The organism is Nocardia sp. NPDC055050, assembly GCF_053608345.1.
This window is the reverse complement of sequence record NZ_JBSGVG010000004.1, coordinates 1-14,930: the sequence shown is the minus strand read 5'-3', so window position 1 is coordinate 14,930 and position 14,930 is coordinate 1. Positions and strand designations below refer to the sequence as shown.

Annotated in this window: 11 protein-coding genes; 5 read left to right on the top strand and 6 right to left on the bottom strand. The window is 69.9% G+C overall.

Annotated elements, in window-relative coordinates:
• The first annotated feature begins 100 nt into the window (after positions 1 to 100).
• Positions 101 to 316, top strand: coding sequence for a hypothetical protein (locus ACWGCN_RS06030; protein WP_378990522.1), 216 nt, complete (start codon positions 101 to 103; stop codon positions 314 to 316).
• A 98-nt stretch (positions 317 to 414) separates the two neighbouring features.
• Here ACWGCN_RS06030 and sigJ read toward each other — a convergent pair whose 3' ends face one another.
• On the bottom strand, positions 415 to 1,314 hold the full coding sequence (gene sigJ / locus ACWGCN_RS06025; protein WP_452459406.1) for an RNA polymerase sigma factor SigJ: 900 nt from the start codon (positions 1,312 to 1,314) through the stop codon (positions 415 to 417).
• A gap of 212 nt (positions 1,315 to 1,526) precedes the next feature.
• Between sigJ and ACWGCN_RS06020 the strand changes: the two genes are divergently transcribed.
• On the top strand, positions 1,527 to 2,111 hold the full coding sequence (locus ACWGCN_RS06020) for a GNAT family N-acetyltransferase (RefSeq protein ID WP_378990525.1): 585 nt from the start codon (positions 1,527 to 1,529) through the stop codon (positions 2,109 to 2,111).
• A 92-nt stretch (positions 2,112 to 2,203) separates the two neighbouring features.
• On the opposite strand, the gene ACWGCN_RS06015 is transcribed toward ACWGCN_RS06020, so the two are convergent.
• The gene (locus ACWGCN_RS06015; RefSeq protein ID WP_452459407.1) at positions 2,204 to 4,834 is read right to left on the bottom strand and encodes an ATP-dependent RNA helicase; all 2,631 of its coding nucleotides are present in this window, start codon (positions 4,832 to 4,834) and stop codon (positions 2,204 to 2,206) included.
• A 61-nt stretch (positions 4,835 to 4,895) separates the two neighbouring features.
• On the opposite strand from ACWGCN_RS06015, the gene ACWGCN_RS06010 reads away from it, so the two are divergent.
• Positions 4,896 to 5,513 (top strand): LysE family translocator, encoded by a 618-nt coding sequence (locus ACWGCN_RS06010; RefSeq protein ID WP_378990528.1) that lies wholly within the window; start codon positions 4,896 to 4,898, stop codon positions 5,511 to 5,513.
• Positions 5,514 to 5,565: 52 nt separating this feature from the next.
• On the opposite strand, the gene ACWGCN_RS06005 is transcribed toward ACWGCN_RS06010, so the two are convergent.
• The gene (locus ACWGCN_RS06005; RefSeq protein WP_379220174.1) at positions 5,566 to 6,654 is read right to left on the bottom strand and encodes a 3-deoxy-7-phosphoheptulonate synthase; all 1,089 of its coding nucleotides are present in this window, start codon (positions 6,652 to 6,654) and stop codon (positions 5,566 to 5,568) included.
• A 313-nt stretch (positions 6,655 to 6,967) separates the two neighbouring features.
• On the opposite strand from ACWGCN_RS06005, the gene ACWGCN_RS06000 reads away from it, so the two are divergent.
• Positions 6,968 to 7,777, top strand: a complete 810-nt coding sequence (locus ACWGCN_RS06000; protein WP_452450027.1) for an NmrA family NAD(P)-binding protein — start codon at positions 6,968 to 6,970, stop codon at positions 7,775 to 7,777.
• Here the strand turns inward: ACWGCN_RS06000 and ACWGCN_RS05995 are convergent, their stop codons facing one another.
• The 3 genes from ACWGCN_RS05995 to ACWGCN_RS05985 form a co-directional block, all read right to left on the bottom strand.
• Entirely contained in the window at positions 7,778 to 8,248 is a 471-nt protein-coding gene (locus ACWGCN_RS05995; RefSeq protein ID WP_378990531.1) for a carboxymuconolactone decarboxylase family protein, read from the bottom strand. It lies immediately after the preceding gene.
• Between the two features lie 86 nt (positions 8,249 to 8,334).
• A complete protein-coding gene (locus tag ACWGCN_RS05990) occupies positions 8,335 to 9,198 on the bottom strand; it encodes an oxidoreductase (protein WP_378990532.1) in 864 nt (287 codons plus the stop codon).
• Positions 9,199 to 9,280: 82 nt separating this feature from the next.
• Entirely contained in the window at positions 9,281 to 13,102 is a 3,822-nt protein-coding gene (locus ACWGCN_RS05985; RefSeq protein WP_452459408.1) for a non-ribosomal peptide synthetase, read from the bottom strand.
• Between the two features lie 153 nt (positions 13,103 to 13,255).
• Between ACWGCN_RS05985 and ACWGCN_RS05980 the strand changes: the two genes are divergently transcribed.
• Positions 13,256 to 14,893, top strand: coding sequence for a (2,3-dihydroxybenzoyl)adenylate synthase (locus tag ACWGCN_RS05980; RefSeq protein ID WP_452459409.1), 1,638 nt, complete (start codon positions 13,256 to 13,258; stop codon positions 14,891 to 14,893).
• Positions 14,894 to 14,930: the final 37 nt, after the last annotated feature.

Below are 14,930 nucleotides of genomic sequence, written 5' to 3'. Positions count from 1 at the left end.
CGCTTTGACCTGCGCTATTGTGCGTTTCCCCAACCTCAGCTAGCCTCGCCGTGTTCTACCTCACACACCACTGCGTGGTGGTATATCGAAAGGGGCTCGCATGGCCTCACCTCTGCTCGACTTCATCCTGCAACCGGCTGCGTCGGAGGTAGCCGGTTCGGCGTGGCAATTCATCCACGATCACCTCGTCGCCAGTCCGATCGTCGATTGGTTCACCGGTTCGGCGACGCCGGACAACAACATGGGTTCCTCGACGGGGGACTTCAACCTCGGATCGTCGACCGGCGATCACAACTGGGGCTCCACCTACCCGTAGAACGTCCGCGATGCACGCTGGTCCGCATCGCTACGCCGATCAGCTCAGCGCTGTGAAGTGAACCGCTGACCTCGCAGGGCCTCGACGGTGCTGTGGGGTCAGCGGAGGCGGGCGCCGGACAGTTTCGCCACGTTGGCGAAATCGTAAGTCGCCCAGATCTTTCCGTCTCGCACTGCGAAGGCGAGGACACGCACGGGTCGTCCGAACGGCGAGTTCGGGTCGGTGATCACCAGCCCCGATTGCCCGTTCACCGTGGCGGCGCCCAATTCCAGCCCGGATTCTTCCTGATGCCTGCGCCAGAGGCCGAGCGCCAGTCGGGCGACCTTCTCCTGTCCGGCAACGATATTCAGCGCGGTCTTGGTGGTGCCGCCCGCGTCGGCGGTGAATGTCGTGTCCGGATGCAGCGCGGCGGCTACCGCGGCGACATCACCGGTGGCCAGTGCGGCGAGGAACCGCCGCACCGCCTGATCGTGCACATCGTCGGCGACCGGTTCCGGCGCTCTGGCCACCGCCCGGCGCGCGCGGACCGCCAATTGTCTTGCGGCATCGGCGGAGACGCCGAGGATCTCGGCGATCTCGTCGAAGGGCACCGACAATCCCTCGTGGAGCACCAGCGCCACCCGCTGCTGCGGCGTCAACGCGTCGAGCACCACCATCGCCGCCATCCGGCTGTCCTGATCGCGCACCACCACGTCCAGGGGGTCGGGTGTGCGCGACGACGAGGCCGCCGAGACGATCGGTTCCGGAAGCCACTGCCCCACGTAGGTTTCGCGGCGCACAGCGGCGCTTCGCAAGTGGTCGAGGCAGATTCGGCTGACCACGGTCGTCAGCCAGGCACGCAGATCGTCGATCTCGGACTGGTGCACGCCGGCCATTCGCAGCCAGCTCTCCTGCACCGCGTCCTCGGCATCGCCGACACTTCCGGTGAGCCGGTAGGCGACCGAAAGCAAGTGCGGTCGATGCGATTCGAACAGGTCGGCGAGAAACGGGGAAACCATCGAGTCAGATCCTACGGAGTACCCACTCGCGCTCCGCCCCACGGGTCGGCGCCGGTGATTTCGCACACGATTTCCCCGGTGGGAAGTTCGTGCCCGGCTTCATCGCGCGCGTCGCACCTGCCGGTGAGGTGCGGCGGGTCGCCGACCGGCTCGGCGCGGGCGGGCCGTGAAAATCCGGCGAGATTCTCGGCGTCGACTGTCAGGATGGCCGGATGTACGAGCACACGCTCACCGACGGAACCGTCTGGCTCACCCGCCCGACCGGGGCCGATATCGACCGCATCGTCGAGTGCTGTCAGGACCCTGATGTGCAGCGCTGGACCACGGTCCCCGTCCCGTATCACCGCTGCGATACCGAGGAATTCCTCGACCGGGTCGTGGCCCCCGGCTGGGCGGACAACGCGCCGGTCTGGGCGATCCGCACCGCCGAGGACGGCCGGGTCGAGGGCATGGTCGGCCTACATACGCGCGGACCCGGCACCTGTGAGATCGGCTTCTGGCTCACCCCAGCGCACCGTGGCCGCGGGCTGATGTCGCGGACGATCAACCTGGTCTGCGACTTCGGTTTCGACGCCGACGGTCTCGCCCTCGACCGGATCACGTGGCGCGCGATCGTCGGCAACGTCGCCTCGGCCGCCGCCGTCCGCCGCAACGGCTTCCACTACGAGGGGATGGCTCGATCGGGCGGGGTGCAGCGTGGAGCGCGGGTCGACGAATGGGTCGCGGCGCGCCTGCCCACCGACCCCGCCGTGCCGGTCGACGGGTGGCCCACCGAGGCCGGTGCCGACGGCCGGTAACGCGCGGTTCGACCGGTTCGCCGACACCCTGCCCACCGCGCAACTCACCGAACGCCGCCGGCTACCAACCGCCCGAGCCCTGTGGTGAACGGTCAGTTCGGGCGGTTGGTGGCTCGGCGAGCCGTTCCCCGGTGAGCGGAGATCGTGGTGGGGTCTTCGGGCCAGGCGTGTTTGGGGTAGCGGCCGCGAAGGTCGGCGCGGACCTGTTGCCAGCCGTTTTTCCAGAAGGAGGCCAGGTCGGCGGTGACGGCGACGGGGCGCTGAGCTGGGGACAGCAGGTGCAGCAGGATGGGGGCTCGGCCGTCGGCGAGGGTGGGCGGGTCGGTCCAGCCGAAGATCTCCTGGACCTTGACCGCGAGGATCGGCTGATCCGCGGAGTAGTCGACGCGAACGCGGCTGCCGGAGGGGACTTCCAGGCGTTCGGGGGCCAGTTCGTCCAGGCGGGTGGCGGCGGGCCACGGGAGCAGGCGGCGCAGCGCGGTGCCCGCGTCGAGGCGGGCGAGGTCGGCACGGCGGCGGGCGGTGGATAATTCGGGGCCGAGCCAGACGTCGAGGTCGGCGAGGAGTGCGCCGTCGTCGACGGCGGGCCACGGCGCGCCGAGGGTGCGGTGCAGGAAGCCGAGACGCTGACGCAGACCGCGCGCGTCCTCGCTCCAGCGCAGCAGGCCCAATCCTTCGGCCTGAATCCCCTGCCGCACAGCCTGTTCCACCAGCGTCTGCTCGGGCTGACGTATTGGCTTCTCCGACAGGATGATCGCGCCCAATCGCTCCACCCGCCGGGCCACCACATCACCGCCGTCCCAACGCACCTCATCGGCCACGACCACCAACCCCGGCGCGGCTTCCCGAGCGAGATCCTCATCGGCGACGGCCGCCAGCCGGATTCGACCTTCGGCCCGCCCGGGATCACGATCGGCCACCGCCACCGCCAGCCACTCCGCCGCTGCCAGCCCCGACCCCGGCGGCAGCGTCACCGCGGTACCGCCCGCCATGAGAAAGGTGGACGACCCGCTCGCCCGCCGTCGAGCCAACCGCTCCGGCTGCGCCAGCGCGATCAACAGCGCCGCGACCTCCGTTCCGGAGTCACCATCACCCGGTCGACCGGCCACCGAGCCCGAGTTCGATACCTCTGACGAGGCATCGACCCGCGCCCCGCCGGAGCTCGACCCCGCACGCCGACCTGCCCCACGCGAGCCGTCAGCCTGTGTGCCGCCGGCAAGCGGTTGGCCGGGCTCGTCGCCGGATGACGTGTTCGTGACGAGCCGTGTCAGGCGCTGAACTTCGCGGGTCCAGCGGGGTGGGCGTCCCCCGCGGAGGGTACGCAAGGCTGCCGCCGCGTCGGCGGTGTCGGCGAGGGAGTCGTCATCCATCAGCACCACCATTTCCGCGGCGGCTCTCGCACCGACTCGGGCGGCGCCGTCGAGGAGCGCGCGGGCGAGGCGGGGGTGAAGGCCGAGTTCGGCCATGGCCTTGCCGCGCGCAGTGATGTGGTCGGCATCATCGAGGGCCCCGAGGGCGCGCAGGACGGTGCGGGCGGCCGCGAGGCCACCTTCGGGCGGGGCGTCCCACCAGGCGAGGCCGGCGCCGTCGGGGGTGCCCCAGCAGGCCAATTCCAGTGCGAGACGGGTGAGTTCGGCGGTCCGGATCTCGGGTTCGGGATAGGCGGGCAGGGTTTGGTGTTCGTATTCGGGCCAGCAACGCCACGCGTGGCCGGGTGCTTCGCGGCCGGCGCGGCCCGCGCGCTGCTCGGCCACGGCAGCCGAGACACGCACTGTCGCAAGACCGGAAAGGCCGCGCCGGTGATCGACACGGGAGACACGGGACAGGCCCGAATCGACGACGGCGCGCACGCCGGGAACGGTGAGGCTGGATTCGGCTACGGCAGTGGACAAGACGACTCGCCGCCGCGCTCCCGGCCGGAGCGCGAGGTCCTGGGCCGCGCCCGCGAGTCTGCCGTGCAGCGGGACTACGTCGACCCCGTCGAGCTCGCGCAAGAGCCCTGCCGTGCGGTTGATCTCGCCGACACCGGGCAGGAAGACGAGCACATCACCGTCGATGGTGGCCAGCGCCGTGCGGGTAGCCCGGGCGACCTGCGCTTCGATCCGCTCGCGGGGCAGGGCGGGCAGGTAGTCCACCTCGACCGGATAGGTCCGCCCGTGTACTTCCAGAACCGGGGCACGCGAATCTCCGGGCCCGGTCTCCCCGGTGCCGAGCAGCTGTGCCAGACGATCCGCGGCCACTGTCGCCGACGTTGCCAGCACCCGCAGATCCGGTCGCAACCCCGACCGCGCGTCGAGCAGCAGCGCCAACAGCAGATCGGCGTCCAGATGCCGCTCGTGACATTCGTCGAGCACCACTGTGGCGACCCCCACCAACTCCGGGTCGCTCTGCAGCCGTCGCACCAACAACCCCGAGGTCACCACTTCGATCCGCGTCCGCGCGCCGACCTTCCGATCCCCGCGGACCGCGTACCCCACGGTCTCGCCCACCCGCTCCCCCAGCAATGCCGCCATCCGCGCCGCTGCCGCCCGTGCCGCCAACCGTCGCGGCTCGGCCACCACGATCTTCCCCGCCGACCCGGCCGCCAGCGCCAACGGCACCAATGTGGTCTTGCCGGTGCCGGGCGGCGCGACCAGCACCGCGACACCGCGCTCGGCCAGCGTCGCGGTGATCCGGTCCAGCGCCGGTCGCACCGGAAGGTCAGGCAGTTCGGGAAGCTTCATCACCGACCAGTCTGCCGGAAAGGTATTTCCCGATCCGCGATCGCTGGTTACCCTGCGGGAGATGAGCATCGAGTTCGCGTTGACCACGCTCGTCATCGTCGCCACGCCGGGTACCGGCGTTCTGTTCACCCTGGCGGCGGGGCTTTCCCGAGGGACGAGGGCGAGCGTGATCGCTGCCTTCGGGTGCACGTTGGGGATCGTTCCGCACATGATCGCGGCGGTCACGGGGCTGGCCGCGCTGTTGAACACCAGCGCGGTCGCGTTCCAGACCCTGAAGTACCTGGGTGTCGCGTATCTGCTGTACATGGCGTGGAATACGTTGCGGGACAAGGGCGCACTGGCGATTCCGGAGCAGCGCACTGCGGTGGAGCCCTCGGCGCGGCAGGTCGTCACCTCGGCGGTGTTGCTCAATATCCTGAACCCGAAGCTGACGATCTTCTTCTTCGCGTTCCTGCCGCAGTTCGTGCCGACCGGCGCACCGAACGCGCTGGGTCGCATGCTCGAGCTCAGCGGACTGTTCATGCTGGCCACGTTCGTGGTGTTCGCGGGCTACGGGGCAGTCGCCGCCGCGATGCGCACCTATGTGCTGTCGCGACCGGTGGTGGTCCGGTGGATGCGGCGGGTGTTCGGTGTCTCCTTCGTCGCCCTCGCGGGACGCCTCGCGGTACAGAACCAGTAGACACAGCAGTGCGGGCCCCGGAATCCGAGGCCCGCACTATCGGTCGACGGTATTACCCGCGGCGCGTGGCCACCGCGTCGGCCAAACGGTCGAGCTGGGTAGCGGTGGTGTTCCAGTCGATGCACGCGTCGGTGATGGACTGGCCGTAGGTCAGGTCGTCGGCCTTGCCGAGGGTCAGGTCCTGGCGACCCGCGACGAGGAACGACTCCAGCATCACGCCGACCACGCCCTGCTCGCCCGCGGCGATCCGGTCGGCGATGTCGGTGACGACGTCGACCTGCTTGTTGTGGTCCTTGTTGCTGTTGCCGTGGCTGGCGTCGACGACCAGGCGCTGGGCCAGCGACGACTTCTCCAGGCGCAGCTTGGCCTCGGCGCAGGACGCGGCGTCGAAGTTGGTGCCGTTGCTGCCGCCGCGCAGGATGACGTGGCAGTCGGGGTTGCCCGAGGTGCGGATCAGCGCGGAGCGGCCGTCGAGGTCGGTGCCGGGGAAGACGTGGCTGGCGGCGGCGGCGCGCACACCGTCGACCGCGACCTGCACGTCACCGTCGGTGCCGTTCTTGATGCCGACCGGCATCGACAGCGCCGAGGACAGCTGCCGGTGCACCTGGCTGGCGGCGGTGCGGGCACCGATCGCGCCGTAGGAGACCAGGTCGGCGATGTACTGCGGAGTGATCGGGTCGAGGAACTCACACGCGACCGGCAGGCCGAGGGCGGTGATGTCGACGAGCACCTTGCGGCCGATGCCGAGGCCGGTGTTCACGTCGAACGAGCCGTCCAGGTGGGGATCGTTGATCAGACCCTTCCAGCCCAGCGTGGTGCGCGGCTTCTCGAAGTACACGCGCATCACGATGTGCAGCCGGTCGCTCAGCTCGGCGGCCTTCTCGGCCAGCTTGCGGGCGTATTCCAGCGCGGCGGCGGGGTCGTGCACCGAACACGGGCCGACGATCACCATGAGGCGGTCGTCGTCGCCGTTGAGCACGTCGACGGTGGCCTTGCGGCCCGAACGGACGGTGTCGGCGAGGGCGTCGGTGATCTGGTGGACCATGCGGACCTCGGCGGGCGAGCGCAGAGGGCTCACGCTGAGGGTGCGCTGGTCGTCGAGATCAGAATGCCGCGAGTCGACATCGGCTGCGGTGGTCATGAGATGTGGGTCCTTTTCGTTAAGAGGCCGACCCACGGAAATCGCTACCGTCGAGCCGGGCGTTATCCGGCTCGAGGTGGAGGAAGTCAGCGCGCAGGGTCGCAGACCGGCCCACCCAGGGCCGGATAGCTAAACCAGAAATATGCGCGCTGCATGCCGTGGACTGTACCACCGGTAAAACGCCGAAAGGTGAGCCATGGTTGCCCGACGTGTGGACCGTCACATCGCGCCCCTCCGCCGAACCGGCGCGAAGCCCTTGACCTCTACCTTGCTCGAGCTTCTAGCGTCGGTGGTCGAGGAAAGGAAAACGACTGTGACAACACTGGTTACGGGCGCGACCGGCAACACCGGCCGCCAGGTGGTACGGGAACTCGTCAGCCGTGGCGAGAAGGTCAGGGCGGTGACCCGCGACGCCGACGCCGCACGCGCACTCCTCGGCCCGGAGGTGGAACTGTTCACCGGGACCCACAACGTGCCGTCGACGCTCGACGATGCGTGGCACGGCGTCGACCGATTGCATGTGACGGTGACCAACGGTCTCGCCGACGTGGGGGCCGAGCTGATCGGCAAGGCGATCGACGCCGGCGTGCGCCGCATCACCGTCGTCTGGGGTGGCGGGGTCGGCCCGGTCGAGCAGGCGATCGCGGAGTCCGGCGTGGAGTGGACGCGGCTCGAGCCGCAGGAGTTCATGTCGAACACGCTGACCTGGCTCGAGCCGATCCGGACCGACGGCGTGGTGCGGGAGCCGTACGCCCATCCGAGCGCGCTGGTGCACGAGGCCGATATCGGCGCGGTGGCCGCCGTCGCACTGCTGGAAGACGGGCACGCGGGCCGCGCGTACAACCTCACCGGTCCCCAGGCGCTCACACCGCCGGAGCGGCTCGCGATGCTGGGGCAGGCGGCGGGCCGCGAGATCGCCTTCGCCACGATCACCCATCGGCAAGCGGTCGAACGGCTGACGGCGACCGGGGTCTCGCAGGCCGACGCCGATTATGTGATCGGCTGGTACGCCGAGTCGAGCCCCGAGTCGTACACGGTCGACCCGACGGTGGAACAGGTACTCGGCCGACCCGCGCGCACCTTCGCGCAGTGGGCGGCCGAGCACGGGCACCGGTTCGCTTGATCAGCTCCACTGACCGGGGACGTAGTCACCGGCCGGGGTGTGGGCGATGGCGTTGAGCCGGTTCCAGGCGTTGATCATCGCGATGGCGGCGATCAGACCCGCGATCTGGTCGTCGTCGTAGTGCTTGCGGACCTGGGCGAAGGTGTCGTCGGAGACGTGGCCGCCGTCGGCGGTGCGGGTCGCTTCCTCGGTGAGGGCGAGGGCGGCCCGCTCCGCCTCGGTGAAGACATTGGTCTCCCGCCAGGCGGCGACCAGGTTGATCCGCACCGCGGTCTCGCCCGCGTGGGCGGCGTCCTTGGTGTGCATGTCGACGCAGTAGCTGCAGCCGTTGATCTGCGAAGCCCGGATCTTCACCAGTTCATAGGTGGCCTTGGGCAGCGGTGAATCGTCGATGACCTTGCCCGCCATGACCATTCGCTTGCTGAAGCTCGCGGTGATGGCGTTGCCGTAGAGGTTGAAGCGCGCTTCCATGATGACTCCTTCGTCGTGGGGTTCACAGAGACGACGAGGCAGCCGCGCACGGTGTGACATCGGCGCGTGTGACGCCGATCACCGAATCAGATCAGGCCGCAGAGCTTCTCGGAGAGCTCCCACAGTTCGGAGGCGACCGTGCGATCCTTCGCCGAGCGCGCACTGCCCGCGAGGGCAGGGTTGCCGCGCAGCCCGAGGAAGCCGTCGGGGCCGTAGAACGCGCCGGGCGTTACGTCGGCGGTGGCGGCGAACAGCGTGGGCAGCGCACCCTCTTGCGCGGTGGGAGCGAGCGTGCGGTTACCCAGCCACATGATCGCGTCCTGGATGGACTCGGTGTGGGACATGAGTTCGGTCGCGGCGTAACCGGGATGCGCGGCCACCGAGATCACCGCGGCGCCCTCACCGGCCAGGCGGCGCTGCAACTCGAAGGCGAACATCAGATTGGCCAGCTTGGACTGGCCGTACGCGAGCCAGCGGTCGTAGCGGCGCTGCTCCCAGTTGGGATCGGCCAGATCGATCCTGCCGATACGGTGCGCGACGCTCGACACCGTCACCACCCGATCGGTGAGGCGATCCAGCAACAGGTTGGTGAGCGCGAAGTGGCCGAGATGGTTGGTGCCGAACTGCATTTCGAAACCGTCGGCGGTACGACGCAACGGCAGAGCCATGACACCGGCGTTGTTGATCAGCACGTCCACGCGCTCGATCGAATCGGCGAAGGCGCGCACCGAGTTCAGGTTCGCCAGGTCGAGTTCACGGACTTCGGTCGCACCGCGCAGCCCCGCGGCCACCCGCTCGGCCTTGGCGGTGTCGCGACAGGCCAGGATCACGCGCGCACCCGCCTCGGACAGCGCCCGCGCGGTGGCGGCGCCCAGACCGCTGTTGGCACCGGTGACGATAATCGTGCGGCCGGTCTGGTCCGGCAGGTTCGCGGTAGTCCACTTGCTCACTGGTGAAAGTCTAACGACGCTGGGGAAATGCGCGAATCGGCAAGGGCCGGTGCGGGGTTCGCCCCAGCGTCAGGTGTCGGCATCAGGACTGCGCGAGGATCTCGTCGTCGGTCATCGCGGCGACTTCCAGATACATGCCGGCGACCGCGTCCAGCCTGCCGGCGGCACCGGATTCCGCTTCCCGCCGCAACATCCGTGCCGCGAGACCTTCGATGGTGCGGGCGGTGAACAGGTCGGCGACGATGGTGTCGGGGGCATCGAGCCATTCGCGGATGCGGGCCACCGCGGTGGTGGCGAGCACCGAATCACCGCCGAGGGCGAAGAAGTCGTCGGTGACACCGATCTGGTCGGTGACCAGCACCTCGGCGACGACCGCGGCGAGCGCGCGCTCGAGATCGGTGCGCGGCGCCACGAATTCCTCGGTGCCCTCGCCCTTGTCGAGGACCGCGCGGATGGCCTTGCGGTCCGGCTTGGCGTTCGAGGTGAGCGGCAGCTCGGCCAGCAGTTCGAGCCGGGTCGGCACCATGTAGACCGGGACCAGCTCGGCGGTCGCGGCGAGCACCGTGTCGACGTCGAGGACCGTGCCCGGGGTCGGCACCACCAGCGCGACCAGTTTCGGGGCGGCCGTTCCGACCACCGCGGCGACCGCGTGGCGAACACCGGGCACGGCGCGCAGTGCGCTCTCCACCTCACCCAGCTCCACCCGGTAGCCCCGGATCTTCACCTGGTGGTCGGCGCGGCCGAGGAACTCCAGGCCGCCGTCGGGCAGGTAGCGGGCCAGGTCGCCGGTGCGGTACCAGCGCAGACCCTCGTGGGTGACGAAACGGTCGGCGGTGCGATCCGGGTCGCCGCGGTAACCGGTGGCCACACCGTCCCCACCGATCCACAGCTCGCCGCTGACCCAATCGGGGCAGTCGTTGCCCGCCGGGCCGACGACGCGGCACTGCACGTTGCGCAACGGGGTGCCGTAGGGGACGGCGGTCCATTCGACGGGAACCCGCGCGTCGACGACCTCGCAGATGGTGGAGTGGATCGCGGTTTCGGTGGCGCCGCCGAGTCCGGCGAAACGACTGTTCGGGGCCACTGCGGCCAGACGTGCGGGGAGGGCGACGTCAACCCAGTCACCGCCGAGGATCACCGTGCGAAGTGAGGTGAGGGGCCCGGACGGCGTGGCGGTAGTGGATCCGGTGCCCGGGTCGAGCTGCGACGCCGGGGCGGCGGTGAGCAGCATGTCGAGCAGGCTCGGTACACAGTTGAGCAGCGAAATCTGGTGGCGGCGAACGAGTTCGACCCAGACGGCGGGATCGGTGCGCTGCGCGTCGTCGACGGTGACCACCGCGCCACCTGCGGCGAGCAGACCGAAGATGTCGTAGACGGAGAGGTCGAATTCCAGCGCCGAGAGGGCCAGCGCCCGGTCGGCCGGGCCGAGGTCGAAGCGCTCGTTGAGGTCGTCGATCGTGTTCATCGCGGCGCGATGCGGCACCTCGACGCCCTTGGGCTTGCCGGTGGAGCCGGAGGTGAACAGCACGTAGGCGGTGTTCTCCGGATCGCCGAAGACGGGGCGCGCCAACGGTTCCGCGTGCGTGCGAGCCTCGGCGAGATCGATCGCGCGGGCGTCGGGAATCCGCGCACCGCCGACCGTGAGCACGGCGATAGCGTCTGCGGTGCTGAGGATTTCGGCGCGACGAGCGGCGGGCTGATCGAACCCGATCGGCACGTACACCGCACCCGCCGCGAGCACACCGAGCACCGCGACGACCTGGTCGGGGCCCTTCGGCAGCTGTACCGCGACCGAATCACCGGGCGTCACACCGGCTTCCCGCAACGCACCGGCCACCGCCAGCGCGTCGGCGGCCAGCCCGCCATAGGTCAGCTGCCCGGTCGGCTCCCACAGCACGGCGGGCGCGGACGGATTCGTGGCCGCGTTCGCGAAGAACCCGGTGTGCAGCAGCCCGCCGCTCACCGGCCCCGCGGTGGCGTTCACACGGGCCCGAGTAGCGGCCTGCTCCACCGGAATCCGTACACCGGCCTCGGCCTGCCACCCCGCTCCCCCGGCGAATCGAGTACGCCCGGCCGACACCGCGGCAGCGTCCGCGGGCACCACCGGCGAGGTCTCCTCGGCCCCAGCGGGCTCGACTGCTGTCGGCTGCGCACCGCCGGACTCCGACGAATCGGCCGATGCCTCGGCGAGTTCGGAAGGCCGGCCGCCGAGACGTTCGATCGCTTCGATGTAGCGGGCGAACATAGCGTCGACGACGCCGGCGGGGAAGGCGGATTCGCGAATGTCCCAGTTCAGCAGCAGACCGCCGCGGACCTCGGTGATCTGGGCGTCGAGGAGGACCTGTGGGCCCTGGGAGATGATCCAGACGGGGTCGCCGAAGGTGTCGGTGACGGTGTCGGTGAAGAGTTCGCCGAGGTTGAGGGCACTGGTGTAGACGATGGGAGCCAGGACCGGTTCCCCGCGATGACGGCCGAGGTCGCGCAGGACCTCCAGGCCCGAGTACGCGGAGTGCGCGCCTGCCTCGTGCAGGCGTTGCTGCAGGGCGCGGGCACGGTCGGCGACGGTGGCGGGCGCGGTGACATCGACTTCCAGCAGAACCGAGGAGGTGAAGTCGCCGACGACACCGTCGACCTGCGGGTGCACCGGTTCACGGTGGAACAGTGGCAGATTCAGCAGGAAGCGGCGCTGGGCCGACCAGCCGCCGATGGTTTCGGCGAACACCGAGGCCAGGGCCATCGCCGGGGTGATGCCGCGGGCGTGGGCGGCGTCGAAGACCCGCGCTTTGGCCTGGGGGGAGAGCCAGCGGTGCAGGCGGATCGTGCGGTTGGGATCCGAGATGTGCTGGGCCGACGGCAGTTCCGGCGCACCCGGCAGCTCGCCCAGGCGATCCTGCCACCAGGCGCGGTCGCGGGCCCGCTCGTCGGCGAGGGCGCGCGCACCCTGCCCCTGGCCCGCGGCCGCGCCGGGCTGCGGTGCGGCGGCGTTGTCCGAACCGTGGGTCGCGGCGCTGTCGCGCCGGTGCTCGGCCAGGTACTGGCGGAAGGTGTAGTCCTGCGGCGGAAGCTGTTCGCCGTGGTAGAGCCGGGCGAGGTCGGTGATGAGGATGCGGTAGCTCATCGCGTCGGCGGCGAGCATGTCGACATCGAGGTGCAGGCGGGTGCGGCCGTCGGCGAGGCGCGTCAGCGCGATATCGATCACCTGGCCGTCTTCCACTGCCATCCGCTGATGCGTCCGCGCGCTGCGCAACTGCGCCAGCCGCTGCTCGGCTTCGTCGGCGGAGGACTCGCGCAGATCGGTCACGCCGAACACGGCACGGCCGGGCCGGTCGAGAGTCTGCTGGGTGCCGTCGGGCAGGAACCTGGTGCGCAGCATGGGATGGCGAGACAGCAGTTGCTCGACCGCCTGCTCGAGCCGCTCGGGATACACATCGGCACCGTCGAATTCGACGTAGAGATGTGCCGCCACACCGCCGAGTTCCTGCGCGTCGGAGCGCCCGATCCAGTACGCGTGCTGCATCGGCGCGAGCGCGAACGGCGTGCCGTCGTCGGGAACGATCTGGGGTTCGCTCGCGGACGTGTCGAGCTCGCGGGCGGATTCCCCGGTGGCCGGTTCGACGGCGTCCGGCACGCCGCCACGTGCCGCGAGGTCCTCGGGGTCCGCCCCGTTGAGCAGGGCGTGCCAGGCGTCGACCGTGGGGTGGGCGGCCAGCAGGGCGAAGTTCACGGCGATGCCGCGCTTGCGCCAGGCGCCCGCGAGCTTCATGGTGCGGATGGAGTCGAGGCCGAGCTGGATCAGGTCGTCGGCCTCGGCGACGGCCTCGGGGGTGATGTCGAGATGGCGGGCGATCGCGGCACGGATCTCGGCGCGGTCGATCCCGGCGCCGCCTGCGGGTGCTGTCTCCATCTGCCGATCACTCCTTGCTCGCCGCCCAGCCGGGACGGATTCGGTACTGCCCGGCGGCAGCCTACTCCATTGAGATAGGGTTGCCTAACCTATGCAGCATTCTATGCGGTCGGACCCGCGGCACCAGCCGCCGAGAATTCAGTGAGGCAGTACGTGACGTCGACATCGGCAACCGGCCACCACGAGGGCTACGTCCCCTTTCCCGAAGCCGCCGCGCAGGAGTACCGGGCCGCGGGCTATTGGACCGGGCGAACGCTCGGCGACCTCCTCCGCGACACCGCACGGACCCAGCCACAGCGACCCGCGGTGCTCAGCGACGCCGGTGCGCAGACCTACGCCGAACTCGACGCCGCCGCCGATCGGATGGCGCACGGCTTGCTGGCCCTCGGCATCGCTCCCGGTGACCGCGTGATCGTGCAGCTGCCGAACATCCCCGAGTTCGCGACGGCCCTGTTCGGTGTGCTGCGCGCGGGGATCATCCCCGTCCTCACCCTGCCCGCGCACCGCCGCGCCGAGATCGAGCACCTGGCCGCGCTGTCCGAAGCGGTCGCCTACCTCATCCCCGACCACCTCAGCGACTTCGACTACCGCGAGCTGGCCACCACCGTGCAGCAAGCGGTGCCGAGCCTGCGCCACGTACTGGTAGCAGGAGATCCTGACAACGGGGACGGCACGGCATCCGGATTCATCGCCCTGGATTCGGTTGCTCGCGACGGTGATTCACTGCCCGAGATCGATCCGTCCGACATCGCGGTGATGCTGGTCTCCGGCGGCACCACCGGCCTGCCGAAGCTGATCGCGCGCACCCACGACGACTACGTCTACAACGCGACCGCCAGCGCGCAGGTCTGCGAGCTCACCCCCGACGACGTCTACCTCACGACACTGCCCGCGGCGCACAACTTTCCGCTGGCCTGCCCCGGCATCCTCGGCACCGTCGCGACCGGCGGCGCCATCGCCTTCACCCTCGACCCCAGCCCCGAGGCCGCCTTCGCCGCGATCGAGAAGCACCGGGTGAGCGTCACCGGCGTCGTGCCGCCGCTGGCCCAATTGTGGAGTGCGGCCGTGGATTGGGAAGACGCCGACCTGAGCTCGTTGCGCTTGCTCCAGGTGGGCGGCGCGCGACTGGCCGAGGTGAACGCCCGCGATGTCGAGCCCGCACTGGGCTGCACCCTGCAGCAGGTGTTCGGGATGGCCGAGGGGCTGCTCAACTACACCCGTCTCGACGATGACAAAGAGCTGGTGTACACCACCCAGGGCCGCCCGCTCTCCCCCGCCGACGAACTGCGCGTCGTCGACGCCGACGGCAACGACGTCGCCCAGGGCGAAGAGGGCGAACTGCTCACCCGTGGTCCCTACACGCTGCGCGGGTATTACCGTGCGCCCGAGCACAACGCGCGCGCCTTCACTCCCGACGGCTTCTACCGCAGCGGCGACCTCGTTCGCCGACTGCCCAGCGGCCACCTCGTCGTGAGCGGCCGGATCAAGGACGTGATCAACCGCGGTGGCGAGAACATCTCCTGCGATGAACTCGAGGAGCACCTGCTCGCCCACCCCGCCGTCCGCCATGCCGCCGCGGTCGGCCTGCCCGACGCCTCGCTGGGCGAAAAGGCCTGCGTGGTCCTGGTAGTCACCGGCGAGCTTCCCGCCCTCGGGGAGATCAAGTCCTTCCTCACCGAACGCGGCCTGGCCACCTACAAGCTCCCCGACCTGGTCCGGCAGGCGGACGCCCTGCCGATCACCGCGGTCGGCAAGATCGACAAGAAGGCGCTGCGAGCCCTGCACGGCTGATCCGCGAAACGGCGGCCCACCCCGCGAAGGGTGGGCC